At 48.2% G+C, this 23,999-nt stretch carries 22 protein-coding genes and 1 pseudogene; 17 read left to right on the forward strand and 6 right to left on the reverse strand.

The window, feature by feature from the left end; all coding sequences use genetic code 11:
* Together nhaD and ppiC are read left to right on the forward strand one after the other, a co-directional pair.
* Nucleotides 1-1,404 (forward strand): sodium:proton antiporter NhaD, encoded by a 1,404-nt coding sequence (nhaD, locus tag NF212_RS24135; RefSeq protein ID WP_434361493.1) that lies wholly within the window; start codon nt 1-3, stop codon nt 1,402-1,404.
* An 89-nt stretch (nt 1,405-1,493) separates the two neighbouring features.
* Nucleotides 1,494-1,772: a peptidylprolyl isomerase PpiC gene (ppiC, locus tag NF212_RS24140; protein WP_434361495.1), complete on the forward strand. Its 279-nt coding sequence runs from the start codon at nt 1,494-1,496 to the stop codon at nt 1,770-1,772.
* A gap of 67 nt (nt 1,773-1,839) precedes the next feature.
* Here ppiC and NF212_RS24145 read toward each other — a convergent pair whose 3' ends face one another.
* The gene (locus NF212_RS24145) at nt 1,840-2,274 is read right to left on the reverse strand and encodes a DUF3069 domain-containing protein (protein ID WP_434361496.1); all 435 of its coding nucleotides are present in this window, start codon (nt 2,272-2,274) and stop codon (nt 1,840-1,842) included.
* Between the two features lie 215 nt (nt 2,275-2,489).
* On the opposite strand from NF212_RS24145, the gene NF212_RS24150 reads away from it, so the two are divergent.
* The 3 genes from NF212_RS24150 to NF212_RS24160 all read left to right on the forward strand — a co-directional run bounded on the left by NF212_RS24150 (nt 2,490) and on the right by NF212_RS24160 (nt 5,173).
* Nucleotides 2,490-3,140, forward strand: a complete 651-nt coding sequence (locus tag NF212_RS24150; protein WP_434361497.1) for a YceH family protein — start codon at nt 2,490-2,492, stop codon at nt 3,138-3,140.
* 2 nt (nt 3,141-3,142) lie between these two features.
* Nucleotides 3,143-3,454, forward strand: coding sequence for a GIY-YIG nuclease family protein (locus NF212_RS24155; protein WP_434361498.1), 312 nt, complete (start codon nt 3,143-3,145; stop codon nt 3,452-3,454).
* Nucleotides 3,455-3,664: 210 nt separating this feature from the next.
* A complete protein-coding gene (locus NF212_RS24160) occupies nt 3,665-5,173 on the forward strand; it encodes an EAL domain-containing protein (RefSeq protein ID WP_434361499.1) in 1,509 nt (502 codons plus the stop codon).
* A 33-nt stretch (nt 5,174-5,206) separates the two neighbouring features.
* On the opposite strand, the gene nspC is transcribed toward NF212_RS24160, so the two are convergent.
* The 3 genes and pseudogenes from nspC to NF212_RS24175 form a co-directional block, all read right to left on the reverse strand.
* Complete coding sequence (gene nspC / locus NF212_RS24165; RefSeq protein WP_434362983.1) at nt 5,207-6,337, reverse strand: carboxynorspermidine decarboxylase; 1,131 nt, start codon at nt 6,335-6,337, stop codon at nt 5,207-5,209.
* A 60-nt stretch (nt 6,338-6,397) separates the two neighbouring features.
* Nucleotides 6,398-7,654: a carboxynorspermidine synthase gene (locus tag NF212_RS24170; RefSeq protein WP_434361500.1), complete on the reverse strand. Its 1,257-nt coding sequence runs from the start codon at nt 7,652-7,654 to the stop codon at nt 6,398-6,400.
* A 72-nt stretch (nt 7,655-7,726) separates the two neighbouring features.
* Nucleotides 7,727-10,623 (reverse strand): annotated as a pseudogene (locus NF212_RS24175) (pyridoxal phosphate-dependent class III aminotransferase).
* 534 nt (nt 10,624-11,157) lie between these two features.
* Here NF212_RS24175 and NF212_RS24180 point away from each other — a divergent pair.
* The 11 genes from NF212_RS24180 to NF212_RS24230 are packed head-to-tail and all read left to right on the forward strand — an operon-like array spanning nt 11,158 to nt 20,386.
* Entirely contained in the window at nt 11,158-12,111 is a 954-nt protein-coding gene (locus NF212_RS24180) for a YbgA family protein (RefSeq protein WP_434361501.1), read from the forward strand.
* Nucleotides 12,101-12,925, forward strand: coding sequence for a MerR family transcriptional regulator (locus NF212_RS24185; protein WP_434361502.1), 825 nt, complete (start codon nt 12,101-12,103; stop codon nt 12,923-12,925). Before NF212_RS24180 ends, NF212_RS24185 begins: the two co-directional genes overlap by 11 nt.
* Complete coding sequence (gene phrB, locus NF212_RS24190) at nt 12,922-14,370, forward strand: deoxyribodipyrimidine photo-lyase (protein WP_434361503.1); 1,449 nt, start codon at nt 12,922-12,924, stop codon at nt 14,368-14,370. Before NF212_RS24185 ends, phrB begins: the two co-directional genes overlap by 4 nt.
* Before the next feature lies 1 nt (nt 14,371).
* Nucleotides 14,372-14,860, forward strand: coding sequence for a nuclear transport factor 2 family protein (locus tag NF212_RS24195; protein WP_434361504.1), 489 nt, complete (start codon nt 14,372-14,374; stop codon nt 14,858-14,860).
* The gene (locus tag NF212_RS24200) at nt 14,857-15,594 is read left to right on the forward strand and encodes an SDR family NAD(P)-dependent oxidoreductase (protein ID WP_434361505.1); all 738 of its coding nucleotides are present in this window, start codon (nt 14,857-14,859) and stop codon (nt 15,592-15,594) included. Before NF212_RS24195 ends, NF212_RS24200 begins: the two co-directional genes overlap by 4 nt.
* Entirely contained in the window at nt 15,591-16,853 is a 1,263-nt protein-coding gene (locus tag NF212_RS24205; protein ID WP_434361506.1) for an NAD(P)/FAD-dependent oxidoreductase, read from the forward strand. Before NF212_RS24200 ends, NF212_RS24205 begins: the two co-directional genes overlap by 4 nt.
* The gene (locus NF212_RS24210; protein ID WP_434361507.1) at nt 16,850-17,605 is read left to right on the forward strand and encodes a DUF1365 domain-containing protein; all 756 of its coding nucleotides are present in this window, start codon (nt 16,850-16,852) and stop codon (nt 17,603-17,605) included. The genes NF212_RS24205 and NF212_RS24210 overlap by 4 nt, the downstream gene beginning before the upstream one ends.
* Nucleotides 17,606-17,607: 2 nt before the next feature.
* On the forward strand, nt 17,608-18,843 hold the full coding sequence (locus NF212_RS24215; RefSeq protein ID WP_434361508.1) for a class I SAM-dependent methyltransferase: 1,236 nt from the start codon (nt 17,608-17,610) through the stop codon (nt 18,841-18,843).
* A 3-nt stretch (nt 18,844-18,846) separates the two neighbouring features.
* On the forward strand, nt 18,847-19,347 hold the full coding sequence (locus NF212_RS24220) for a DUF2878 domain-containing protein (RefSeq protein ID WP_434361510.1): 501 nt from the start codon (nt 18,847-18,849) through the stop codon (nt 19,345-19,347).
* The gene (locus NF212_RS24225; protein ID WP_434361511.1) at nt 19,344-19,868 is read left to right on the forward strand and encodes a chalcone isomerase family protein; all 525 of its coding nucleotides are present in this window, start codon (nt 19,344-19,346) and stop codon (nt 19,866-19,868) included. Before NF212_RS24220 ends, NF212_RS24225 begins: the two co-directional genes overlap by 4 nt.
* Entirely contained in the window at nt 19,865-20,386 is a 522-nt protein-coding gene (locus NF212_RS24230) for a DUF3833 domain-containing protein (RefSeq protein WP_434361512.1), read from the forward strand. The genes NF212_RS24225 and NF212_RS24230 overlap by 4 nt, the downstream gene beginning before the upstream one ends.
* Here the strand turns inward: NF212_RS24230 and NF212_RS24235 are convergent.
* Entirely contained in the window at nt 20,383-22,017 is a 1,635-nt protein-coding gene (locus tag NF212_RS24235; protein WP_434361513.1) for a DUF2813 domain-containing protein, read from the reverse strand. The genes NF212_RS24230 and NF212_RS24235 overlap by 4 nt on opposite strands.
* A gap of 211 nt (nt 22,018-22,228) precedes the next feature.
* Between NF212_RS24235 and NF212_RS24240 the strand changes: the two genes are divergently transcribed.
* On the forward strand, nt 22,229-23,149 hold the full coding sequence (locus tag NF212_RS24240; RefSeq protein WP_434361514.1) for a LysR family transcriptional regulator: 921 nt from the start codon (nt 22,229-22,231) through the stop codon (nt 23,147-23,149).
* Nucleotides 23,150-23,190: 41 nt separating this feature from the next.
* Here the strand turns inward: NF212_RS24240 and NF212_RS24245 are convergent, their stop codons facing one another.
* On the reverse strand, nt 23,191-23,904 hold the full coding sequence (locus NF212_RS24245; protein WP_434361516.1) for an SDR family NAD(P)-dependent oxidoreductase: 714 nt from the start codon (nt 23,902-23,904) through the stop codon (nt 23,191-23,193).
* Nucleotides 23,905-23,999 lie beyond the last annotated feature (95 nt).

Genomic DNA, 23,999 nt, shown 5'->3' on the forward strand with positions numbered 1-23,999 from the left:
ATGTTACAGGGCCTTATGTCCGTAGCTGGTGGTGAACAAACCTCGCAAATTCTGGACCTTACACAATCCCCCGTCGGTTATTTTTCACTTATCGTATTTGTTCTTGCTTATGCAGTGGTGATGATGGAAGAGCACCTCAAGCTCAGAAAATCAAAACCAGTGCTTTTGGCTGCGGGTATTATATGGTTTGCTTTAGCCTGGACATACAGTGCAACAGGCAATATAGCGCCTGTAGAGAGCGCCATTGAGCACAACCTGCTCGAATATGCTGAACTCATGCTCTTCCTGTTAGTTGCAATGACATATATCGCGGCAATGGAAGAACGTAGGTTGTTTGACGCCCTTAAGTCATGGATTGTCAGTAAAGGCCTTGATTTAAGGTCACTTTTTTGGCTGACAGGTATCCTGGCTTTCTTTATTTCACCTATTGCTGACAACCTTACTACTGCATTACTGCTTTGCACTGTTGTACTGAAGCTAGGTGGTGACGATAAGAAGTTTATTAATCTGGCGTGTATCAACATCGTTGTTGCGGCAAATGCCGGTGGTGCTTTCAGTCCATTTGGTGATATCACAACGCTTATGGTCTGGCAGGCCGGAATGGTTGACTTCATGACTTTTGGCTACCTGTTTATTCCATCAGTCGTCAACTACGTTGTTCCTGCAGCGATCATGTCTTACTTTGTGCCAAGAGAAGTCCCTGACCTGGTACAAGAACATGTCGAATTGAAACGTGGTGCCCGCCGAATTGTATTTCTATTCCTGTTAACCATTGTCACTGCTGTCTCTTTTCATGGGTTGGTTCACCTTCCCCCGGCGGTCGGTATGATGATGGGGTTAGCGTACCTTCAATTCTTTGGCTACTTTCTTCGTAAAACGCTGCCTCGCTCCCTTGAAAAGAAACGTGCAAGGGCCATGGAAAATCATGACGAAGAAGCTCTGAAAAGACTGGGCTCCGTTGTGCCTTTTGACGTCTTCAAACGCGTTTCCCATGCGGAGTGGGATACCCTGTTGTTCTTCTATGGCGTCGTAATGTGCGTTGGCGGTTTGAGTCTTATTGGTTACCTGTCGCTGGTGTCTGGTGTTATGTATGAAACCTGGAACCCGGTTTGGGCAAACACCGTTGTCGGACTCCTGTCTGCGGTGATAGATAACATTCCTGTGATGTTTGCCGTACTGACCATGCAGCCTGATATGTCTATAGGCAACTGGTTGCTTGTCACGTTGACTGCTGGCGTGGGTGGCAGCCTGTTGTCACTTGGTTCAGCCGCCGGTGTAGCACTGATGGGACATGCGCGGGGTATGTATACGTTTGCCGGCCATTTGAAATGGACACCTGCAATTGCCTTAGGATATGTCGCCTCCATCTTTACCCATCTTTGGGTCAATGGTTCTTTGTTCTAACCATCTGTACCTAACAGCGAAGGGATCCCTTGCGGATCCCTTTTTTGTCGGTAAAATTCGCGGCTAGAAGCAATCAAAAGGTAAATGAGATGGCACGCAAAGCAGCCGCAGTTCATATTCTCGTTAAAACAGAATCTGAAGCTAAAGGCATCCTGGCACAGTTAAAAAAAGGTGCGAGCTTCCAACAACTGGCAAAGAAGCATTCACTTTGTCCGTCTGGAAAGAAAGGAGGGGATCTTGGGGAGTTCCAGCAAGGTCAGATGGTTCCTGCATTTGACAAGGCTGTCTTTAAAGGGGAATTACTCACGCCACAGTTGGTAAAAACCAAGTTTGGCTGGCACGTGCTGAAAACTTTATACAGAAGTTGAGCCTAAGCTGTCCCTGAATAGTAAAAAACCCCGAATAACGGGGTTTTAAATGACTCAGACTTGTAAATTATCCTTCAAATACTGCCAGGAATTCACGCTTGAGGTTTGGTTTCAGACGAGCCTGCTTGAGTTGCTTGGCAAGATCCTTCGCACACTGGTGCAGCAATTTGTCCAGCAGATGAGCTTTGTACTCTTGCTGCTGTTCTTCATTCATATCGCTCAGGTCAGCTTTTTCAAACTCGGCCAGAAAATCAATTCCCGCATAGCATTGGCTTACTGATACCAGTGCATGGAACTGAGAGAAATCTTCCAGGACATTACGAGCACTGGCTGGCAGTTCATCCCAAACGCCACGAACACCTTCTTCAGATACTTCATAAACTGATACCAGCATGCCGTACATTTCTGCAGGTACGTTTTCGTATTTGGCGACGGCTTGCAGTACAGGTGACAGCTCTTCAAAGGTGATTGCGTTTTCTTGGGTTTCGGTTTGCTCAGACATTGTTGCTACCTGTGAATAGGGGAAAAGTACTGGATCGTAGGTCTACCGCATGAAAAGTCAATAACAAACGCCTCTTACTGCAAGATTATTGGCAAACTGGTTATCTTCTCAACGATCGGCATAAAAAGTGTCGTACATTTGCCGGAGCGGTGTTGTTGCAACCCAAGGACACTGCTATAACGGAGTCAGTGAAATGGAAAAAGTGAGGAATAATCATGACAATCACGCTCACTCCCTATGAAGCCAGGATCATTGGCTGCTTACTGGAAAAAGAAGTTACCACCCCCGATCAATACCCCCTGACACTCAACAGCCTGACTTCTGCTGCAAACCAGAAAAGTAACCGGGAGCCGGTTTATTCGCTGGATGAAGCGACAGTAATGGATACCATTGAAGCCCTGAAAGAGAAGCGACTAGTCAGTGGCATTGAAGGGTTTGGTAGCCGGGTTACCAAGTACCAGCATCGCTTCTGCAACACAGAGTTTGGCAACATCAGGCTCCCCTCCCAGGAACTGGCGGTTATCTGTGTGTTGTTATTGAGGGGTCCCCAAACACCGGGTGAACTGAGAACCCGTACCAACAGGCTTTGCCAGTTCAGTGATGTTTCGGAAACGGAATCAGTACTGAAAAAGCTGATTGAAAAAGAATATGTTGCTGTACTTCCGCGTGAACCAGGTAAGCGTGAATCCCGATATATGCATCTTTTCGGGGATGAAGACTTGTCTGAAATGGCAACCGTAAATGTACCGGAACACGGAGCTACATCACCCGCTGAGGCAAACCTTCAGGAGCGGGTTGCTTTGCTTGAGAATGAAGTCTCAGAGTTAAAAGCAGAAATTCAGGCACTGAAAGCGTTGTTTGAATAATCATGTCAGATAAAACGCCTCACACATCAACAGACTGGTACATGTATGTAATCAGAACCGCATGTAACTCCTTATATTGCGGGGTAACTACTGATGTGGAAAGGCGTTTTACCGAACACCAGTCCGGCGGCAAGAAAAGTGCAAAGTATGTACGCGGTAAGCTTCCCTTGAAGCTAGCGGTATTCTGCATGGTCGGCAACAAGTCAGAAGCCCTTAAAGCGGAGTACCGATTCAAGCAGCTGGCCAAATCCCGTAAGGAGAAACTTTGCCTGACAGAAGAAGCCCTCAAAAAGTGGGTATCTACAGTGCTTTGATGTTTCTTCCAAATTTCTGCAGTGAAGCTGAAAATGAAACGTCTTGCCACCTTTCTTATCTTTAAGACAAAAGATAAACCTCTGTTAATTAAAGCCTCTTGGGCTTAACGAATTCGCTAATGACTGAATTCTAACCTATGCTTTACCCTCGAAGTAACCTCAAATAACAAAAGATACTTTAGTCTTATGTCGTTGTTTTAAGGGGAGATAGTGACGCAAAGGAAACGAAACTTCGAGACGGTGTTTCTGATATCCCTGGCGGCAGTTTTGGCCTGGATATCACAGTTCCCTATAAAAAACTGGCTGGTGGGGGAGAGGTTTGATGATGATTTTTTCGTTATTGGCTATCTCGATCACGGTCTGTACTCCCTTGGCATCCATGATATTGCAGTACTTAATAAGGAAATCAAATATGACTGCGGGCAACAGGATGTCGAGTTATTACGGGAAACAATGGCAAGAAACCCCCTTATCCGCTTCATTGACCTCCACCTGAAAGACTTTCGTTCTTGCTCTTACTTCAATCCCGATATTTCGGCGGAACGTTTGGTCGATATTCCGGGTACACAGCAGGTTAACTTTGACGGTATTGCTTTGCTTCTTCGGGAAAATACGATCAGGGAGATCAGGTATGAAACCCTTGATGGTGTAATCCGGCTGATTCCAGCACCACGTCAGGTACTGCTTCCGGGGTGTGACCGCTGCATGTATATACTGCAAAGCATTGATGGGCAGGATGTCCAGATATTTCCAAACAATTCAGATGAAGACTATGCACTTGTGTATACAAAACGGATAGATACCGGAAGCGTTATCCGTTTTTACATGAATGATAAAGGGCTGAACTACATCGTTGGCAATGAAGTAAAACTGATCTCCCTGGGACTGTTCTTAATCCTGGTTATCGGAATTCTGATGAGACTGGCTCTGTCGAAAAAGAAACACAGGCTAGATCTTATCCTCAAACAAGCCATTGAAGACAATGCACTTATTCCGTTCTACCAACCTATTGTTGAAGCGGAAAACGGTGGTTTCCGTATGAGGGGATGTGAGGTTCTGGTTCGCTGGATTGTTTCGAATGGTGACATGATGTCGCCCAGTGTGTTCATTCCGTTAGCGGAGCAAAAAGGGCTTATCAACCCACTCACGGATCAGTTGATTGAGTCGGTCCTTGTCGAATTGTCCGGGATCAACATGCCAAATAACTTTTTCGTGAGTATCAATGTTTCACCCACCTATCTGGAACAGCCCGAAATTGCCTCAGGGATTATCAATCAAATAAGAGAAAGTAACTTCTTTGGTGAGCACCTGGCGCTGGAAATTACAGAGCGAACACCATTCAGTGACCTAAAAGCTGCACAGAGAAATATAGAAAGACTTCGTGAGTTTGGTATATCGATAAAGCTGGATGACTGTGGAACAGGCTATGGGGCGTTTTCATACCTTCATGAGTTGGACATTGATACCATCAAAATAGACCGAATGTTTGTTAAAGCCATTGGCAGGACAAGCCAAAACACTACCGTTTTGAAATCGATTATCGCTTTTGCACAGAGTGCTGGGTGCAAGGTTATTGCAGAAGGTGTCGAAACCAAAGAACAGGTGGATTTTTTGATAGAAAATGGCGTCACGCTTTTACAAGGCGCGTATTTTGCCAAACCCGAACCTATTGAGATTTTTATTCGAAGACTGCGCAGTCTGAAAGCCGCCGAAGAATAAAAAACCGGAGCTGGGCTCCGGTAGTTATCAGATTCAGACTGTCCAGCGGGATAGTGTAGCCTTGAAATCCTCATAACTGAATGTGTTCAGTTCAACCACCTCACCAGACTGGCGGCGACAGTATATTGAAGGCATTTTAAGACCGTTAAACCAGTTTAGCTTTACCATGGTATAGCCGCCGGAATCCATCACGTGAAGCCGGTCTCCGGGTTTCAGTGGTTGGTCAAAACTGGCGATACAGAACTGGTCTCCGGCAAGGCAGGAACAGCTGCCAATAACATATTCATACTTGCCGTTTTCACTGGCTTCCCTGATGGCTCCCGGTTCATTATAAATAAGTGTATCAAGCCGGTGTGCTTCGGTGGCGCTGTCAACGATGGCGGTTTGCATCTCGTTTTCAACAATGTCGATGACAGTTACAGCAAGGTCAGTTGTTTTGGTGATAACAGCTTCCCCTGGCTCAAGGTAAACCTGCACACCGTGTTTTTCGCTAAACCACTTCAGCAGTGAGCCCAGTTCCTCCAACGGATAGCCATCAGATGTGAATGCAACGCCACCCCCCAGGCTAACCCAGCTGAGTTGATCCAGGTAAATTCCAAAATCGGATGAGATCTTTTCAATCAGTTCTTTGTAGGCCTGAAAATTGTTGTTTTCACAGTTCATATGAAACATGCAACCTTCAACGCCTTTCAAGGACTCATGGCTGAGTTTGTCTAAACTCACCCCCAGACGTGAGAACTTCCGTGCTGGGTTGGCGAGGTCCTGGCGAGCGAAACTGACACCGGGATTAAAGCGAACACCTATAGATATCCCCTCAGCTACATCGTCACGAAGTGATTCAAGTTGGCTGAGGGAGTTGAAAATCAGCTTGTTAATGTAAGGATTAACCGCCTCAATATCTTGCTTGGAGTAACCTACGCTGTAACCGTGAGTTTCCCCACCAAGGGTCTCTGCACCCAGCCTTACCTCCAGAGGTCCACTGCTTGTGGTTCCGTCGAGGTAGGGTTTCATGATGTCAAATACCCCCCAAGTAGAGAAACACTTCAGAGCCAGAACCATTTTCGCGCCGGACAGAGCTTTAAGGGTCGCGATGCGCTCTAGGTTTTTAATAAGTGCTGCTTCATCAATCATGAAGTAGGGAGTTTGTAACTCTTGCTTCATCAGTTGTGCCCCAAATAGAAAAATAAGGCGGCCTGAGCCGCCCTATTTATCAAATATTAAGATTTAGGCTTCGTTGAGCCAGTTAATGGTTTGGTTGTCTGATGGGTCAAGCTCCAGCACTTCCCAGCCCAGTCCAATCGAAGGCATCAGATCAAGGAATGGATCCGGGTCGAGCTGTTCAACATTGAATAGCCCTTTCTGGTTCCAGGCTCCTTTAAAATACAGTAGGGCAGCGGTAATAGCCGGGGCTGCCGTCGTGTAGGAGATGGCCTGAGATTCAACTTCGTTGTAGCAAGCTTTGTGATCACAGATGTTATAAACAAACACCTTGCGTGCTTTACCCTCTTTCTGGCCTGAAACCATAGTACCGATACAGGTGTTGCCGGTGTAATCCTTGGCAAGGCTGGTTGGTTCAGGAAGAATGGCTTTAAGCACTTTCAACGGAGACACAGTTACACCATCAACGGTTGTTACCGGATCTGGGGAAAGTAAGCCAATATCGCGCATAACGTTGAAGTATTTCAGGTAGTTGTCGCCAAAGCCCATCCAGAACTCAATACGGTTTTTTACCGGGATGAATTCAGCCAGTGATCTGACTTCGTCGTGTGCCATTGAGTATACTTTGTGGGCGCCAACGACAGGGAAGTCAAACTCCATCATGCGGGTGTGACATCCAGTACGTTTCCACTCTCCGCCTTCCCAATAGAAAGAGTCGCCCTGAATTTCCAGCATGTTAGTTTCAGGATCGAAATTGGTCGCAAACTTGCGGCCATGGTTACCAGCATTGACGTCCATAACATCAATGGTGTCGATCTCATCAAACAGGTGTTTCCATGCATAAGCTGCAAAAACACTTACTACACCCGGATCGAAGCCACAACCAAGCAGCCCTGTAATACCGGCTTCTTCAAAACGTTCACGAAAAGCCCATTGTGGATCGTAGGCTTCAGGTACCTGCTGGCCTTCAGAGCAAAGGTCAGTTGCTACTGATGTGTCAAGGTAGGCCGTTTTTGTTCGTACGCAGGCTTCCATAATCGCTACGTTAACCCAAGGAGGGCCGGCATTTACTACCAGATCCGGTTTTACTTCTTCGATCAGAGAAACCAGCGATTCAATATTATCCGCATCTACGGATGCAGATTTCAGGGTCTTACCTGAATCCTTCAGGTTGTTCTTACGCAGGACACTTTCAATGATTGTGTCGCACTTGGATACGGTCCTTGAGGCCAGAACAATGTCTCCGAATACATCGTTATGCTGCGCCAACTTATGGGCAACAACCCATCCAACACCACCTGCACCAATTTGTAGAACTGCCATGTTGTGTACCTTCTATATTGCGTTCCGGTTTGTCGATTCCCGGAAATATGTTCGTTAACTATCCCAGTCTTCTCAGACTGCGAGTGAATATTCAGACTGGATAACCCCGGCATACTCGGTTATTGCAGAAAACAATACCCGGATGTTTTCTGGTGTGAGAAGCGGGTTGAGAATGGTCAGTTTCAGGCTGACCCGTCCGTTTATGATGGTTTCACCCAATACGGCAATGCCATTCACCAGAAGTTCGTGACGGATCCGGCGGTGGAAGCTGTCCTGCTGCTCTTCGGTTAGACCTGGCAGCACCAAACGGAACAACACCGTTGATAGCTGAGGTTCACTAAGTAAAGAGAGTGAAGGATGGGAAGCCACCTGTATTGCAGCTTCTTCAGCAAGGTCAACGGTGTGGCCAATCATACTTCCCAGCCCTTGCTCCCCAAGTGTGCGAAGTGTCATAAACAGCTTCAGCGCATCAAACCGGCGAGTAGTGGAGAGAGATTTATCCACCAGGTTGGGCAATGTGTCCGTATCACGATTCAGGTAATCGGCTCGGTGCAACAGAAACCGGAAATTTTCCTTATCTTTGACCAAGAGTGCGCCGCAACTTATTGGCTGGTAGAACAGCTTGTGAAAGTCCACGGTAACGGAATCAGCCCGGTTTATACCATTTAACCTGTCACTGTATGGTGATAGCTTCAGGCCGGAACCGTAAGCGGCATCAATATGGAACCAAAGGTTATATTCCTCGGCCAGATCTGCCATTTCAGGCAGCGCATCAATCGCGCCGTGATCTGTGGTTCCTGCTGTGCCTACGAGAGCAAATGGAATGAAGCCTTGTTCAACAAGCGATGACAGGGTTTGTTTGAGTGCCTTGATTTCAATTGTGCCATTGTTGCGCGCAGCAACGGTACAAACCGCATTTTCCCCAAGGCCCATCTGCCCGGCAGCTTTTTTAACCGTAAAGTGGCTGGTTTCCGAACACACTATGCGCAGCTTACTGAAGTAATCAGGCAGACCGTCTTTCTGAACGCGGTGACCTGAAATACGGTAAATCATTGCATCACGTGCCAATAGCAACGCCATTTGGTTGCTCTGCGTACCGCCACTGGTGAAGGTTGCATCACCATAGTCACCCATTCCAAATTTGCGTGTCACCCAGTTGCACATATGCTGCTCAAGGTAAGTCGCACTGGATGCCTGATCCCATGAATCCATTGACTGGTTCAGAGCAGAAAGAATCAGCTCAGCAGCAAGTGCCGGAACCAGTGGAGGTGTATGTAAATGGGCAATGCAATTCGGGTGTTGGACGATAATGGCGTTTTGGGCGATACCCTCCATTGTTTCATCAATGGATGAATAAATATCTCCGTTGCCGATATCTGGAATGACCATACTGCCAATGGTGTTTGCCAGCACGTCGGGATCCATTCCGGAATATGGCTTGTCACATACCTCAAACAACGCGCTTACATGACTTAACGCGTGGGCTAGGGTATTTCGGTATGAGTCTGTACCGCCCGGGCCACAGCTAATGAACTGTGACTTCCAGTCTAAATGTGTCATGGATAGTTGTGCCCTTAGTCAGTTGCCTTGATTGCCTGATCGATGACATCGGCGACGAAATCAATTTGAGCGCCATTAATAATCAGAGGAGGCAGGAAGCGAAGTACACAACCGTGACGTCCGCCTTTCTCTATAATTAATCCACGTTCAAGAGCCGCACGCTGAATCGCTATTGCACGTTCACCGTCGGCTTCGGGCTGGCCAAGTTTATTGGTTTTACCCGGGTTAATAATTTCGATACCTAGCATCAAACCACGTCCACGAACATCCCCGATACAGGCATGTTGTTTTTGCAGCTCAAGCAAGTGTCCGGTGAGGCGTTCTCCCATTTCCCGGGCATTGGCAACCAATCCGTCGCGTTGGATGATTTCCATCGCTTTGGCACCGGTAGCCATAGCAAGCTGGTTACCCCGGAATGTGCCTGTGTGCTCACCTGGACGCCAGGAATCGATTTCCTTGCTAAAGGCGAGTACAGACATTGGCAAACCACCACCTACGGCTTTTGACATAACAAGAATGTCAGGCTGAATTCCCGCAATCTCGTAGGCAAAATGAGATCCGGACTTACCGATACCGCACTGGATCTCGTCAAAAATGAGGAGAATACCCAGTTCGCGGGTGATGCGTCTGATCTCTTGCAGCCAGAAGGCTGGGGCTGGGATGACACCGCCTTCACCCTGGATAGGCTCCAGAATAATAGCAGCGGGCTTCTGAATGCCGCTTTCTACGTCATTCAGAATATGTTCGATATAGCGAATACTCTGCCAGGCACCGGCTTCCCCGCCAAGCCCAAACGGACAGCGATAGCTGTATGGGTAAGGCAGGAAATGGACATCGGCCATCAATCCGGTACGGCGCTCTTTTGCACCCAGGTTACCGGTAAGGGACATTGCACCATTGGTCATGCCATGGTAACCACCGTGGAAAGCGACAATGGTATTTCTACCGGTTGTCTGCTTCGCCAGTTTGATGGCGGCTTCGACGGCGTCGGCGCCAGAAGGGCCACAGAACTGAATCCGGGCGTTTTCTGCAAGAGGAGAAGGCAGGAAACCCAGCAGTGTCTGGACAAAGTTATCTTTGGTTGGTGTTGTGAGATCAAGCGTTTGGTACGGCACACCGGAAGCCAGTGAGTCGGTTATAGCCTGATTAATTTCCGGATGGTTGTAACCCAAAGACAGGGTACCGGCTCCCGCTAAACAATCAACGAACTGTTGGCCTCGGGTGTCAGTAATGATCACACCATCGGCGCGTTTGATTGCAATAGGGATTCTCCGCGGGTAAGAGCGGACTTCGGATTCCTGTTCAGATTGACGGGTCATTACGGCGTCCGGTCCCAGGTTTCTCAACCCTTGCATGGACGGGACGCCGAGAGTCTGGCTCTCGGAATCGAGGATCTTATCTTCGTGCATACGAATTCCTTACAGTATCCAAGTGTAAGAAAAGCGCATTCTTTATAGGAAAGCGCGCAAACAGGCAGCTAAACAACAGCTACCCCCAGTGGGAGGAAAGTTGACCCCGCAATGCTGGTCATCAGCCCCCATGCCCGAACCAGTCGGCGCCGCTTACCGAACTCAGCATTTCTGTATGAAACGCTTCTTCGATATTTTCTTCCCGCTTGCATCACGCAAGTGAGGTGACCTGTCCTGTTAAGACAAGTGACTGCGCAAGATACAGGATTTTGATTTGATGTAAATAGTTGTGAGCCAGAAAATTCATTTTTAGAACTTGATTTGCCGCAATTGTTACAAAATTTACCTTTCTTTCCTTTTAACTCACGGAATTGCTTGAGTAATACAATTTCCAAAAAAGTCTGCCGGTTCACACTATATGCATTAAGTTTAGTTATACAGGGTTCAAAATTTGTACAGGTAGTGATCCGGTTGCTAACTTTGGTTGTACAAAGGATTAAACATGTACAACAACGTCGAGCGTCGGGAGCAGCCATGAAAATCAGCGTAGGAATCAGTGCCTGTGTTCTCGGAGAAAACGTCCGTTTTGATTCGGGGCATAAAAAGAGCAACTTTGTCGTAAAAGAACTTGGAAAGTATGTTGAGTTTGTTCCGGTGTGTCCTGAGGTGGGTATAGGGCTTGGCGTGCCAAGGCCGACAATCCGGCTGATGGAAAATGAAATAGGGGTCCGGTTGGTCGAGACGAAAGACGCCGACAAGGACTACACAGACTTAATGCATAACTTTTCAGCGAAGAAGGTTGGTTCTCTAAAGTCTCAGGATCTTCGCGGTTATATCGTATGCGCAAAATCACCGACCTGTGGGATGGAGCGTGTAAAGGTTTACCGGGAAAACGGGTATGTTGCTGCGGAGAAAATCGGAATCGGCTTGTTTACTCAAAAACTGCTGGAAGAAATGCCGTGGTTGCCGGTTGAAGAGGATGGGCGTCTCAATGACCCTATACTGCGAGAGAATTTTGTTACGCGGATTTTTGCCTTGGATGACCTTTACCGTTCAATGGAAGGTGAACCAACCAAAGATAAAATCATCAAATTCCACTCCCGATACAAATACGCCTTACTTGCCCACAGCCAGGACGAATACCGAGCTCTTGGAAGATTTGTTGCTGACATTGCTTCGTACGACATCAACGAGTTTTTCTCCCTTTATCGCCTGAAACTGATGAACGTATTAAAGAAGCTGGCAACCCGGAAAAATAACACCAACGTCCTCATGCACCTGCAGGGTTATTTCAAGAAAGACCTGAGTAAAGAGCAAAAAGCAGATTTGTCGGAAGTCATTCTTTCCTACAACGAAGGCACGCTGCCCCTGATGGCACCAATCACGTTGATAAATCACCATTTGCGTGAGTTTCCGGACGACTACCTGTCCCATCAGGCTTTTCTCAGTCCATATCCAAAAGAGCTGAAGGTTCGCTATGGCCTCTGAGGGGAAAACCTACACCATCAGCGAGGTATCAGAGTTAACCGGTGTTAACCCGGTGACACTCCGTGCCTGGCAGAGACGCTATGGCTTGGTAAAGCCCGGCCGTTCGGAAAAGGGCCATCGTCTTTACAGCGATGCTGATCTTGCTGTAGTGCAGAAGGTTGTGAACTGGCTGGATAAGGGTGTTTCCATTGGAAAGGTCAAGCCCTTGCTCTCCGGGGACTTGACCGAGCCAGAACCGTCTAAAACGTTGGCTGAATACACCGAAATCACTGCTGCGTTGGGTGCATTCAGGCGGGCAAAAGTCGAGCAGATCGTCGCTCGCTGTCTTAAGGAATACCCTTGGCGAACAGTCAAAACCAAACTTGTTGAACCGGTAGAAAATTATCTGTCGTCAGAAGGGCTTACCTTGGCGGATATACAGACCGCTCTCTGGCGTTCGGTGATGGTCGAGCGCGTTGTGCAAATTGTTGTCCTCAAAAAGCAGCAGGCAAAACGTCGCGCGGTAGTGTGCTCCACTGACGATCAAACCAGTTATTTCTTGTGGCTGCTCGCCCTCGATGTGAGCTCAGATGGTTTTGGGGTCGAAGTGCTGGACGGACCGATTGAAAAGCTGAACGTGCTTGGAGGCCTGTTAGCAGAACGCCGGATTGAGCAGTTAGTTGTCTCAGGAGATAAAAAACTGACGACAAACCAGATCAATGAACTGATCGAGTTAGGTAACCAGGAAGTACCTGTACTCAAAGTAACGGGTGACATTGTCCGGATTCACAGACATGAACTGGAACGATTCAGTGAGCGGGGTGGCAGCTTATGAAGCTTGTTTGGCTGAGAAGAGACCTGAGAACAAGGGATAACCGGGCTATTGCTGTCGCTCAGCTGGCAGGAGAACCCGTTGTAGCTGTGTATGCCGCTACACCCGAACAATGGGATGTCCACAACCTGTCATCTATACAGCGTGACCTCATCTACCGTAGGTTAGCCGCTCTCAACAACGAATTAGGTATCAAAAACATTCCGCTGGGGTTCATTGAAGCAGAGAACTATGAAACAGCGGTGTTGGAGGTGATAGCAATTGCCCAATCAATAGGCGCAGACGAAATCATCGCCCAATGTGAATATGAAGTTAATGAAACCCGTCGTGATGCTCTGCTTACCAAAAAAGCAGCTGCGGCTGGAATCAAAGTGTCGCTTATCCATGACCGGTGTGTTTTACCTCCCGGAAGTGTTTTATCTGCAAAGTCAGATGTTTACAAAGTTTTTACCCCTTTTAAGCGTGCGTGGCTGAAAGCACTGGCTAACGTTAACTGGTACCCGGTCAAAGCGGTCAGTAATGACAACCTTCCGACGGTGGGGCATTCCGCATTTAGCCAAACCGCCGAGAAACTTGAAGCGCACATTTCGATGGAAAGCGCAGGCTGGTATGTCGATGAAATGAGCATACTACGAAGCCTGCGTGAATTTACGTCAGGACAGGCTGCAAGATACGACGCCGACCGGGACTTCCCCTCTAAAGACGGAACCAGTGTGCTGTCGCCATATCTTGCGATTGGTGCGCTTTCTCCACGCCAATGCCTTGCAAGAGTGTTGGAGGACTATCCCGAACTCTCTCTCGACGGAAATGGCGGGCCGGCAGTGTGGATATCAGAAATCATCTGGCGGGAGTTCTACCAGCACCTTAGCGCCGCATTCCCGAAAATCAGCCGGGGAGAAGCCTTTATCGACTGGGCCGACAACGTTAAGTGGGATAACAATAAAGACCTGTTTGAAGCCTGGAAATCAGGCAAAACCGGGTTCCCGATTGTTGATGCAGCAATGCGGCAGTTAGCGGACACCGGATGGATGCATAACAGGCTTCGAATGATCGTCGCAAGTTTTCTCACCAAAGATTTGTTAATTGACTGGCGTTGGGGGGAAGCATGGTTCTCTCAAAAGCTTGTTGATCTGGATTATGCATCGAATAACGGTGGCTGGCAGTGGTCAGCGTCAACAGGAACGGACGCGCAACCATACTTCAGAATTTTCAATCCTACCTCACAGGGTCAGCGGTTTGATCCCAAGGGAGACTTTGTTCGTGAGTGGATGCCTGAGCTGAGGGAGATAGAGGGAGGGAAGGTACATGAACCCCATAAGTGGGCGCATAAAAAAGGGATTAACCTCGATTACCCCTTGCCGATTGTCGATCACTCCGAAAGAAGAAAAGAGGCGATAAGCCGATTTGAGCAGGCCAAAGGAAAACAATCTTTAGCGCGGGAGGCATAGCATGGATGGAGAACAAAGTGCCCACAATAGTCAAAGTATGGATTTTCCCAAGAGCAAAAAGATACCGGAAAGTCCGTTGAATGCATTCATTGAGCTATACGAACATTTACACAAAGACAACTTAGTGGGCATCAAGGACGTCTACGATCCGGATGTCGTGTTCCAAGATCCCGCTCACCAGATTGTCGGCTTGCCACCCCTGCTGAAGTATTTCGAAGCGCTCTATGAAAATCTCGATGCCTGTACCTTCACAATTACCGACACCATTGGGGATGACAAACAGGCTTTTGTCCGGTGGACGATGCTGCTTTCTCACCCAAAACTAGACGGAGGAAAGCCGCGAACGGTCCACGGATGCACTCAACTGAGGTTTAACGAAGGGAAAGTTTCCTATCACCGCGACTTTTTCGATCTCGGTGAAATGATTTACGAAGCAATTCCAGTATTGGGTTCAGTTGTTAAACGCATAAAAAGAGGGCTCGGACGATGAAACCTCAATGCGTACTCATCACCGGGGCATCTTCGGGAATTGGTAAGCAACTTGCTGTGGATTATGCGAATCAAGGTAGCTTCGTTATTGCCTGCGGAAGAAATGCTCCGACGCTAGAGGCACTGGCAGCAGTACACCCAAATATTGAACCCTTGGTGTTTGATACCACCAATGAAGATCAGACCTACAACAGCCTTTCTTCACTAAGTAAAAATCCGGAACTCATCATTCTTAATGCCGGCACCTGCGAATACATCGAACAGGGGCAATTGGATCCCGCTCTGTTTAAAAGAGTGTTCAACGTTAACGTTTTCGGGGTGGTGAATTGTATTGCCGGTTTGCAGCATTTCCTGACCAAAGGTACCCACTTGGCATTGATGGGGTCGACAGCTGCCTACGTCGGACTGCCGAGGGCAGAAGCCTACGGCGCTTCGAAAGCTGCTTTGTCTTACCTGGCGAAGTCACTAAGTGTTGATCTTGAAGAATACGGAGTGACGGTGTCACTTATTTCGCCCGGGTTCGTGAAAACGCCCCTGACCGACAAAAACGACTTCGCCATGCCAATGATGGTCACGCCTGAAGAAGCGTCTGTCTCAATACGGAAAGGAATAGAAAGAGGAAAACGCGAAATCCACTTTCCGCGGAAATTCAGCCTGTTCCTGAAAGCGATATCCCTGTTGCCGATTTCGGTACAGGTCTCTCTCGTAAAAAGAATAACAAGGAGAGCTGCATGAAAATCGCCATAATCGGAAGCGGTATTTCCGGACTGACTAGTGCGCATTATCTCAACAAACAACATGATATTACGCTGTTCGAAGCCAACGACTACATCGGCGGCCATACCGCGACGATTGATGTGGAAACGCCAAGCGGCAAATATGCTGTTGATACCGGATTTATCGTTTACAACGACCGGACTTATCCGAACTTCATCCGGCTACTCGGGGATTTGGGTATAGAGGGGCAGCCCACCGAAATGAGTTTCAGTGTGCGTAATGACGATAATGGCCTTGAATACAACGGGCACAGTGTTACGTCACTGTTTGCCCAAAAGCGAAACGTGGTGAATGTACGCTTCTACCGGTTTATCAGTGAAATCCTACGGTTCAACCGGTTGGGACGAGAGCTGGCAGAAAACCCCAATACTCACGCCCTTGAGAAAACTCTCGGTGATTTTCTGACCGAAAACAGTTTCAGTCATTACTTTAGTGACAACTATATCTTGCCGATGGGGGCGGCGATTTGGTCGTCAACCCTTGCTGACATGCGCCGTTTCCCGCTGGCCTTTTTCCTGAAATTTTTCCTGAACCACGGGCTGCTCGACATTAAAAACCGTCCCCAGTGGTATGTCATCCCTGGTGGGTCAAGAGAATATGTCCGCAAGCTGATACCTGCATTCGAAGACAAAATCCGCTTGTCGACACCGGTCAAATCAGTCTACCGCACGGAGTCGGGCATACGTTTGGAGACTGCGTCAGGTGGGGAGAATTTTGATCAGGTTATTTTTGCGTGTCACAGCGACCAGGCTCTGAAAATGCTCGGTGATGCCACAGAGGATGAAACCGATGTGCTGGGCCGAATGCCTTATCAAATGAATGAAGTGGTTTTACACACGGATACATCAATCCTGCCAAAACGGCCAGCAGCGTGGGCATCCTGGAACTACCACTTGGGACAGACTGAGGGGAGGGATCAAAGGCAAGCCACCCTTACGTATGATATGAACATACTTCAGGGGATTAAGTCGCCGGAAACGTTTTGCGTCACCCTGAACCAAACCTCAAACATTGATCCCTCAAAGATCCTTCGAAGATTTAATTATGCCCATCCGCTGTTCAACACAGCGAGTGTTGCTGCGCAGCAGGACAGGTCGTTAATAAACGGGAAAAACAATACCTGGTTTTGTGGGGCATATTGGCGAAACGGCTTCCACGAAGACGGTGTTAAGAGCGCACTGGACGTTGTTGAAATGCTTGGGGGGCATACCCTATGAACAGCGCGCTCTATATCGGGGAAATCAGGCACAGGCGATTCATGCCTGTAAGCCACAGGTTTAACTATCCGTTTTTTATGGCATGGATAGACCTTGATGAAGTCAATGAACTCTCCACTGTGGCGGGATCTCTCAAGGTAGACCGTTTCGGGTGGGCTTCATTCCAACACCGTGACTATATGGGCGGGAGTGAAAACACCAAACTGGCTTGTCAGGATAAGCTGGAACAACTCACCGGAGAACGGCTTACAGGTAAAGTGTATTCGCTGTGTAACCTTCGCTATCTGGGCCTGTATTTCAGCCCTGTGAACTTTTATTACCTCTATGACGACTGCGGTCAGTGGCGTTACATGTTGGCAGAGGTAAGCAATACACCGTGGAATGAACGCCATTACTATGCTGTCCCGGCAGGAAAGTCTTGGCACAATAAAAAATCCTTCCATGTATCCCCGTTTAACCCAATAGAGCAGGACTACCACTGGCGGCTAAAGGAGCCGGGGGAGGCGCTGTTCGTCCATCTGGAAAACTGCCGGAAGAATAAAGAATTCGACGCAACACTTGCGATGACTCGTGAACCGCTGACGTCAGAATCATTGCGCAGACAGCTAAAAAAAGCGCCGTTTATGACGGCAAAAATCATCGCGCTGATCTATTGGCATGCGCTGAAGCTTTTTATTAAAGGCGCGCCTTTTTACGGCCATCCTGGTCAACCGAAACCGAAACCGAAAACGACCCATGAGGCAAAGGAGTGACGATGTCTTCGATTGATAACAACGTAGAAGCGTTTGCCGACACCCAGACAGCATGTAGATCGCGCAAAATTGTCTCAGTCATGTTAGGGAAAATGAAAGGCGCAAGTATTGAGCTGACTGAACCCGATGGACAGGTTTTCCATTACGGAGACCCGCACTCAGATATTCATGCGGTCGTGCAGGTAAATGATACCCGCTTTTATAATCGCATGTTGACCGGTGGCAGTATCGGTGCAGCCGAAGCCTATGTTGATGGTTGGTGGGATACGCCGGATATTACAGCTGTTGTCCGGACTGTGGCTAGGAACATGGGAGCATTGGATGAGCTTGAAGCAAAACTGGGCTGGCTCACCTCAATTCGAGAAAAATGGCTTCACTGGACCAGGCGGAACACGCTGTCGGGCTCTAAGGATAACATCGCTGCACACTATGATCTGGGTAACGATCTTTACTCACGGTTCCTGGATAAAGAAATGCTCTATTCAAGTGGCATTTACAACTCTTCGCAAGACTCTCTCGATACCGCCCAGCTCAACAAAATGGACAGGTTGTGCCAGCAGCTCGATCTGTCCCCAGCAGATCACCTGTTGGAAATAGGAACCGGATGGGGTGGGATGGCGATTTACGCAGCCAAGCACTATGGGTGCCGCGTAACAACGACCACCATTTCAAATGAGCAGTATCAATGGGCTAAACAACGGGTCGAAGAAGAAGGGCTGACAGAAAAAATCACACTTCTCACCCAGGACTACCGTGAACTTACGGGTCAATTCGACAAGTTGGTTTCTGTTGAGATGATAGAAGCTGTCGGAAAGTCATTTTTACCGGGTTTTGTCAGGAAGTGCGAAAGCCTGCTCAAGCCCGGCGGGAAAATGGCAATACAGGCCATTACCATTGCAGATCAGCGCTATGAGCACTATAGCCGCAACGTAGATTTTATCCAAAAACACATCTTTCCGGGGGGATTTTTGCCATCCATCTCTGCTTTGCAAAAGGTGCTGACGGATGAAACCAAGTTCGTGACACGGAACATACAAGATCTGGGTATTGATTACGCAGACACATTGAAAGACTGGCTGAAACGGTTTAACCAACATGAAGATGATCTGAAATCCATCGGCTACGACGACAGGTTCCTGCGTCTCTGGCGGTATTACTTCTGTTATTGTGAGGGTGGTTTCAGAGAGAAAACCATCAGCACAATACAACTGACCGCCGAGCTTCCCCAAAGGTACTGAACCATGAGACTGGTCATACTTTCAGTCGCATTCAATGTGTTCTGGTTCATCGCTGTTGCCGGAGGGAGCCAATGGTGGCCGGTCTTGGCGGTTTGTTTAGTGATAGCAGTATTTCTCGATCCTAAGCTGCTTTGGTTGGCACCTGTCCTGTCTGTGTTCGGCTTGTCCAGTGACTTTATTCTTACGTTGTTCGGCGTTATTGATTTCGGGATAAGGGGGTTACCGTCCTGGTTGGTGTTCCTATGGTTGGGTTTTACCGCGTATATCTGGTTGATACGCGAGACCATATTTAGCGTAAACAGAATAGTAATATGCGCCTTTGCCGGCGTTGGCGGAGCGCTGAGTTATTTTGCTGGGGTGAAACTTGGGGCAGCCGTTTTACCCTTGGGGACAATGGGCTCGCTTGCCATCATTGCTGCCGTCTGGGTGATTCACGGCGCGGTCTTAAATGCGCTAATGCAGTGGTTTGATGCCATATACCCGGCCTCGGAGGTAACAGAATGAAAAATCTGTTGTTTGCAGTTGTGATAGGAGTCAGCTCGTGGGCAAACGCCAGTGACGTTTCTCCTGATTCTACTTGGTGGAAACCTGTGGGGCACGCAACCCTCAGCTGGGGTTTCTGGGACATATACCATTCGACACTGTACACACCGGATGGTTATTTTGGATCCTTGTCGGTAACGCCTCTAAAACTCCAGATTAAGTATAAGAGGGATATCACCAAACAACGGTTATTAGATGCGACGGAAAAGCAGTGGCAGCACCTCGGCTACCCAAAGGAAAACATTTCGTTATGGCTGGTGACGCTTGAAACAATTTGGCCAGAGATAAACAAAGGGGACAAACTCAGTTACCTCCTTGAAAATGGGATTGGCTGGTTTCGCTTCTGGCCGCTGGGTGGTAAAGACGGGGAAATAGGAAAGATTGATGACCCTGAACTTGCCAGAGCGTTTATTGAGATATGGCTTTCAGAAGACACCGCATACCCGAAACTTCGCTTGGCTTTGCTGGGAGGTGAACAATGAAAAAAATAGCATTGGTTTGCCTTTTGTTTATCACCTCCTGTTCAACGTCAATTGAAGATTATGCTGAACAAAACCCGCTTTTTGACCTGTTTGGTTTCTTTGAAGGAAAGGTTTCTGCGTGGGGGATGTTGCAGGATTTCTCAGGCATGCAAACCCGGCGGTTTACCGTGGATATTGTCGGCACAGTTGACGGTAACTGCATCACATTGGATGAGACATTCCTTTTTGATGATGGTGAGAAGCAAAAGCGTGTCTGGGTCATCACGCAATCCGATGACGGAACCTATTCCGGAACAGCCGGGGATGTGGTCGGGGTAGCGACAGGAAAAGTGTCCGGGAATGTCCTCCATTGGGTGTACAAGCTGCGAATCCCCTACGATGGTGATGAGATTACACTGACCCTGGATGACTGGTTATACCGTCAGGATCAGAATCATATGTTTAATCTGACAAGTATGAAGAAATTTGGAATCGAAGTCGGAAAGCTGACACTTTTTTTCCAAAAACAGCCGGACTAACCGCCGCCGCGGGCAAGCGCGACACTGCGTTGGACGATCCAGCGTAAGAGCACCGGCACCTGGTCTATTCCCTGCTCAACGGTGTATTCGACAATTGCCAGTGCCGCATCCGGTTTAGCAAAATGTTTTAGGGCTTTCATGATGATTTTTCTCGGCGGCATCTGAATATTGTGACCCACCTTCGCCATGTCCCTGAACAGGGCTTCATAGCCGTTATCAAACAGGAAGTGTTCAATATCTGCACTGGGTAAAACAGTCAGGTGGTGGCGTTCAGGTGCCCCGTTTAGTTGAGCTCGCACCGTGGTTGCGTACTTTTGCCCAGCCTGATCGCCGTCAGATACAACGTGCCATTCAATACCCAATGATTTAGCCAATTTAATCAAGGGTTTGATACCGCTTTGAGCAAACTCAATGATATGTACACCTTCAGCTCCGAGATCATACCCCGAAAGCTTGGCCAATTCGTTGAACAGCCAGACTTCTGTTTCCCCTTCCACAAGCAGCCAGCAACGGGCAAACAAGGCCGATGGACGATGGATACGAACGTGGAATGCCACCCGGCGTTCTTCATCCCGGGACAGGCGGTTGGGTGGCATATTGTAAACTTCGGTATTTCCCGGCCCACGTACCAGCCGCCTGACGCTGGTTAAGGGAACCAGGTTCAACAAGTCACCACTATTTGTAGTTATGATCTTCTGCATGGGAATCAGGCGCATTATCCGCCATGCCTGACTGAGTAGTGTTGGATGTAAGCGGCCTTCAGGATCCTCGAAAATTACCAGAGGCCGGGCAATGGCACTGAGCTTTTTAGGGCCTCTGGCCCTGATAAACGCATTGAGAAGGCCAATCAACAGCAAACGTCCCTGACGTTTGTTGGCTGAGCCTTCGACGATCTGCTCCAGGGGGTGGACATTTTGCTGCGCAAGGCTTTTGTACCTATCACGGGATATCATCTTTTTATCCCGGTTATGGGTCTGAATGGCGAAGTAGTGATCCAATAGTGTCCGCAGGGCATTCAGGCCACTTCGAATTTCCCCGTCATTGACATGCCCTGGTATGGTCATAATTCGGCGGCAAGTGTTATTCAGACGTTTCTCAAGCCGGCCGTTCCCGTTGTGTTCATCAAGATCCTGGCTTCTTAGGCGACGGGCATCCCTGACACGGATAGCAGGATGTATCCGGACAAATTTTGCTGCAAGGACATCGTGATGCTGAACCGGGTGTGGATCTCCGTTTTTATCCAGGAAATAACGGGTAGTTTCTATTTTTCCGTCTATGAATGTTGCACTTGTACAGTAGTCCACGTACCGGAAGCCCTGGTCATTGATATTAGCTACTTCGCAAAAGCGCCGGTATTTAGCTGATGTCATCTCTTTCTGGTCTGTTTCACACCATCGGAGAACAATTTGGAGAAGGTTTACTCGGTTGTCGCCAAAATTATGGTCTATGTGAAAATCGGAACGATTGAAGGGGGGAAACTCACCGGTAGGGGGCAACACCATGTCCAGGGCATCAAGGAGTGATGATTTACCCCACGCATTCTCACCAATGAGCACTGACAGGTCGTCCAGAGTCAATGACAATCGACGAATGCCGCGAAATCCCGATATTTCAATGCGATCCAGCTTCATAGTCACCTCTGATTTAAGGTTACGACGTAAATGCCGGTTATGACGTGGACTGTTTCACGTTTTATGGTTCTTTTATAAAGACCTGTTCCGTATGGTGAAAAATTACACAGTAATAGTGTTGGGACAGATGAACAGTTGAGCCAGAGTTTTTTAACGGTATATAGTGAGTGTTGTGTAATTGGGGACTCGGGCAATAAAACAGGGAAAAACAATGAGTAAATTACTGTCTTTTGAAGCCCTACAGGTTCTTGATGCTATTGAGCAAAAAGGGAGTTTTGCCTCTGCTGCTGAATCATTGGGGCGGGCACCATCATCCCTCAGCTACCAGGTCCAGAAGCTGGAACAGGATCTGGACCTGATTATATTTGACCGTTCAGGACACAGGGCCGCTTTTACTGATGCAGGTAAATTGCTGCTTGAGCGTGGCCGGTTGCTTCTCAGTGCAGCAGATGAAATGGTGGCAGATGCCACTGCACTGGCACATGGCTGGGAATTGGATGTCACTATTGCGTATGACGGACTTTTGCCCGTAGAGTGGCTGTTCCCGCTTGTGGATTCCCTGGCGGAAAAAAGCCAGACACGCTTGAAGTTTCAGGCGGAAGTACTTGCAGGTGGGTGGGAGGCCCTGCTTCAGGAGCGGGCGGATATCTTGATTATTCCAGCTACTGCAGCGATGCCTAATGACGTGAAAACCCAGGTTTTGGGCGGTATGCGCAATTGTTGGGTTGCAGCACCGAATCATCCAATTCACCAAGCGACTCATCCGTTTTGTGTAGAAACCAGACGTAAATACCGAATTATTTCTGTTGCAGACAGCGCGAGGAATTCACCCCGTATCTCTTATAACATTCTCGACGATCAACCGCGGCTGACTGTAAGCAATATGCCTGAGAAATACAGTGCACTTAAATCCGGGTTAGGTATTGGGACTTTCCCTTATGCCTGGATAGAAAATGATTTGGTTGAAGGACGGCTTAAAAAAATTGAGGGGAGTGAAGATGCAACCCTCAAATGGGTCGCTGCATGGAAACGAAACCGTATGGGCAAGGCAAAGAGCTGGTTAATCAGGCAGATTCCAAAGGTACTGAAAATGGAACCACTGGAACCGGAAAATGAAGACGGCCTGGATTAGGGTCTAATGCAGGGCACAGGTTGCGCCCTGCAGGTTTCTGCTTATTGGTAAATCATCTTCTTGGTCATCCCGCCATCGACAACGATATTTGCGCCATTGACAAAATCATTCTCCTCATCAGTCAGGAACAGACAGGCATTAACAATATCCCTTGGCCTGCCAACCCGGCCTGATGGATGCTGGCTGTGGTCTGTCTCTGTAAGGCAATCATAGTCGTCTACCTGTATCCAGCCTGGGCTGATTGCATTCACTGTTATGGGTTTGTCTGCCAGAGATACGGCCAGCGTATTGGTAAGGGATACCAGACCGCCTTTTGACGCACCATAAGCTTCCCAACCCTCTTCATTCTGGTTCCAGCGAGTAGAAGCAATATTAATAATCCTTCCATAAGACTCGCCATCATTTGCCTTAATGAACTCCCTGGCACAGGTGAAACTGCCTACCAGGTTGACATCAATAACACGTGCGAATTCTTGGGGGGCCAGTTCTACGACGGGTTTATTGAATTTACTAATGGCACCATTATTTACCAGAACATGCAGGCTGCCATATTGTTCTTTCAACTTTGCGAATAAGCTTTCAACCGCTGCCGAGTCACCCAAATCGACAATTCGTGAGTCAACCGCTTTGTTTACTGCGGGAACGATATCGAGACCTACTACAGAAGCGCCTTTGTCAGCATAAGCCTTGGCAATGGCGGCACCAATACCCTGGCTTGCTCCTGTTACAACAACGACTTTATTTGCATACAACATGGTTAATTATTATGGCAGTGTGATGGTGACAAAGGTAACGCAATTAGCGGGGCCTATCGAGGATTGATTACAGGTAATCTGCAACTTGGCGAATT

Origin of the sequence: Parasalinivibrio latis (assembly GCF_036825535.1) — a bacterium.
GTDB classification, from domain to species: domain Bacteria; phylum Pseudomonadota; class Gammaproteobacteria; order Enterobacterales; family Vibrionaceae; genus Parasalinivibrio; species Parasalinivibrio latis.

Coding starts and splice junctions, on each gene's coding strand:
- nhaD (WP_434361493.1), top strand. CDS start 1: ATGTTACAGGGCCTTATGTCCGTAGCTGGTGGTGAACAAACCTCGCAA.
- ppiC (WP_434361495.1), top strand. CDS start 1,494: ATGGCACGCAAAGCAGCCGCAGTTCATATTCTCGTTAAAACAGAATCT.
- NF212_RS24145 (WP_434361496.1), bottom strand. CDS start 2,274: ATGTCTGAGCAAACCGAAACCCAAGAAAACGCAATCACCTTTGAAGAG.
- NF212_RS24150 (WP_434361497.1), top strand. CDS start 2,490: ATGACAATCACGCTCACTCCCTATGAAGCCAGGATCATTGGCTGCTTA.
- NF212_RS24155 (WP_434361498.1), top strand. CDS start 3,143: ATGTCAGATAAAACGCCTCACACATCAACAGACTGGTACATGTATGTA.
- NF212_RS24170 (WP_434361500.1), bottom strand. CDS start 7,654: ATGGCAGTTCTACAAATTGGTGCAGGTGGTGTTGGATGGGTTGTTGCC.
- NF212_RS24180 (WP_434361501.1), top strand. CDS start 11,158: ATGAAAATCAGCGTAGGAATCAGTGCCTGTGTTCTCGGAGAAAACGTC.
- NF212_RS24185 (WP_434361502.1), top strand. CDS start 12,101: ATGGCCTCTGAGGGGAAAACCTACACCATCAGCGAGGTATCAGAGTTA.
- phrB (WP_434361503.1), top strand. CDS start 12,922: ATGAAGCTTGTTTGGCTGAGAAGAGACCTGAGAACAAGGGATAACCGG.
- NF212_RS24195 (WP_434361504.1), top strand. CDS start 14,372: ATGGATGGAGAACAAAGTGCCCACAATAGTCAAAGTATGGATTTTCCC.
- NF212_RS24200 (WP_434361505.1), top strand. CDS start 14,857: ATGAAACCTCAATGCGTACTCATCACCGGGGCATCTTCGGGAATTGGT.
- NF212_RS24205 (WP_434361506.1), top strand. CDS start 15,591: ATGAAAATCGCCATAATCGGAAGCGGTATTTCCGGACTGACTAGTGCG.
- NF212_RS24210 (WP_434361507.1), top strand. CDS start 16,850: ATGAACAGCGCGCTCTATATCGGGGAAATCAGGCACAGGCGATTCATG.
- NF212_RS24215 (WP_434361508.1), top strand. CDS start 17,608: ATGTCTTCGATTGATAACAACGTAGAAGCGTTTGCCGACACCCAGACA.
- NF212_RS24220 (WP_434361510.1), top strand. CDS start 18,847: ATGAGACTGGTCATACTTTCAGTCGCATTCAATGTGTTCTGGTTCATC.
- NF212_RS24225 (WP_434361511.1), top strand. CDS start 19,344: ATGAAAAATCTGTTGTTTGCAGTTGTGATAGGAGTCAGCTCGTGGGCA.
- NF212_RS24230 (WP_434361512.1), top strand. CDS start 19,865: ATGAAAAAAATAGCATTGGTTTGCCTTTTGTTTATCACCTCCTGTTCA.
- NF212_RS24235 (WP_434361513.1), bottom strand. CDS start 22,017: ATGAAGCTGGATCGCATTGAAATATCGGGATTTCGCGGCATTCGTCGA.
- NF212_RS24240 (WP_434361514.1), top strand. CDS start 22,229: ATGAGTAAATTACTGTCTTTTGAAGCCCTACAGGTTCTTGATGCTATT.
- NF212_RS24245 (WP_434361516.1), bottom strand. CDS start 23,904: ATGTTGTATGCAAATAAAGTCGTTGTTGTAACAGGAGCAAGCCAGGGT.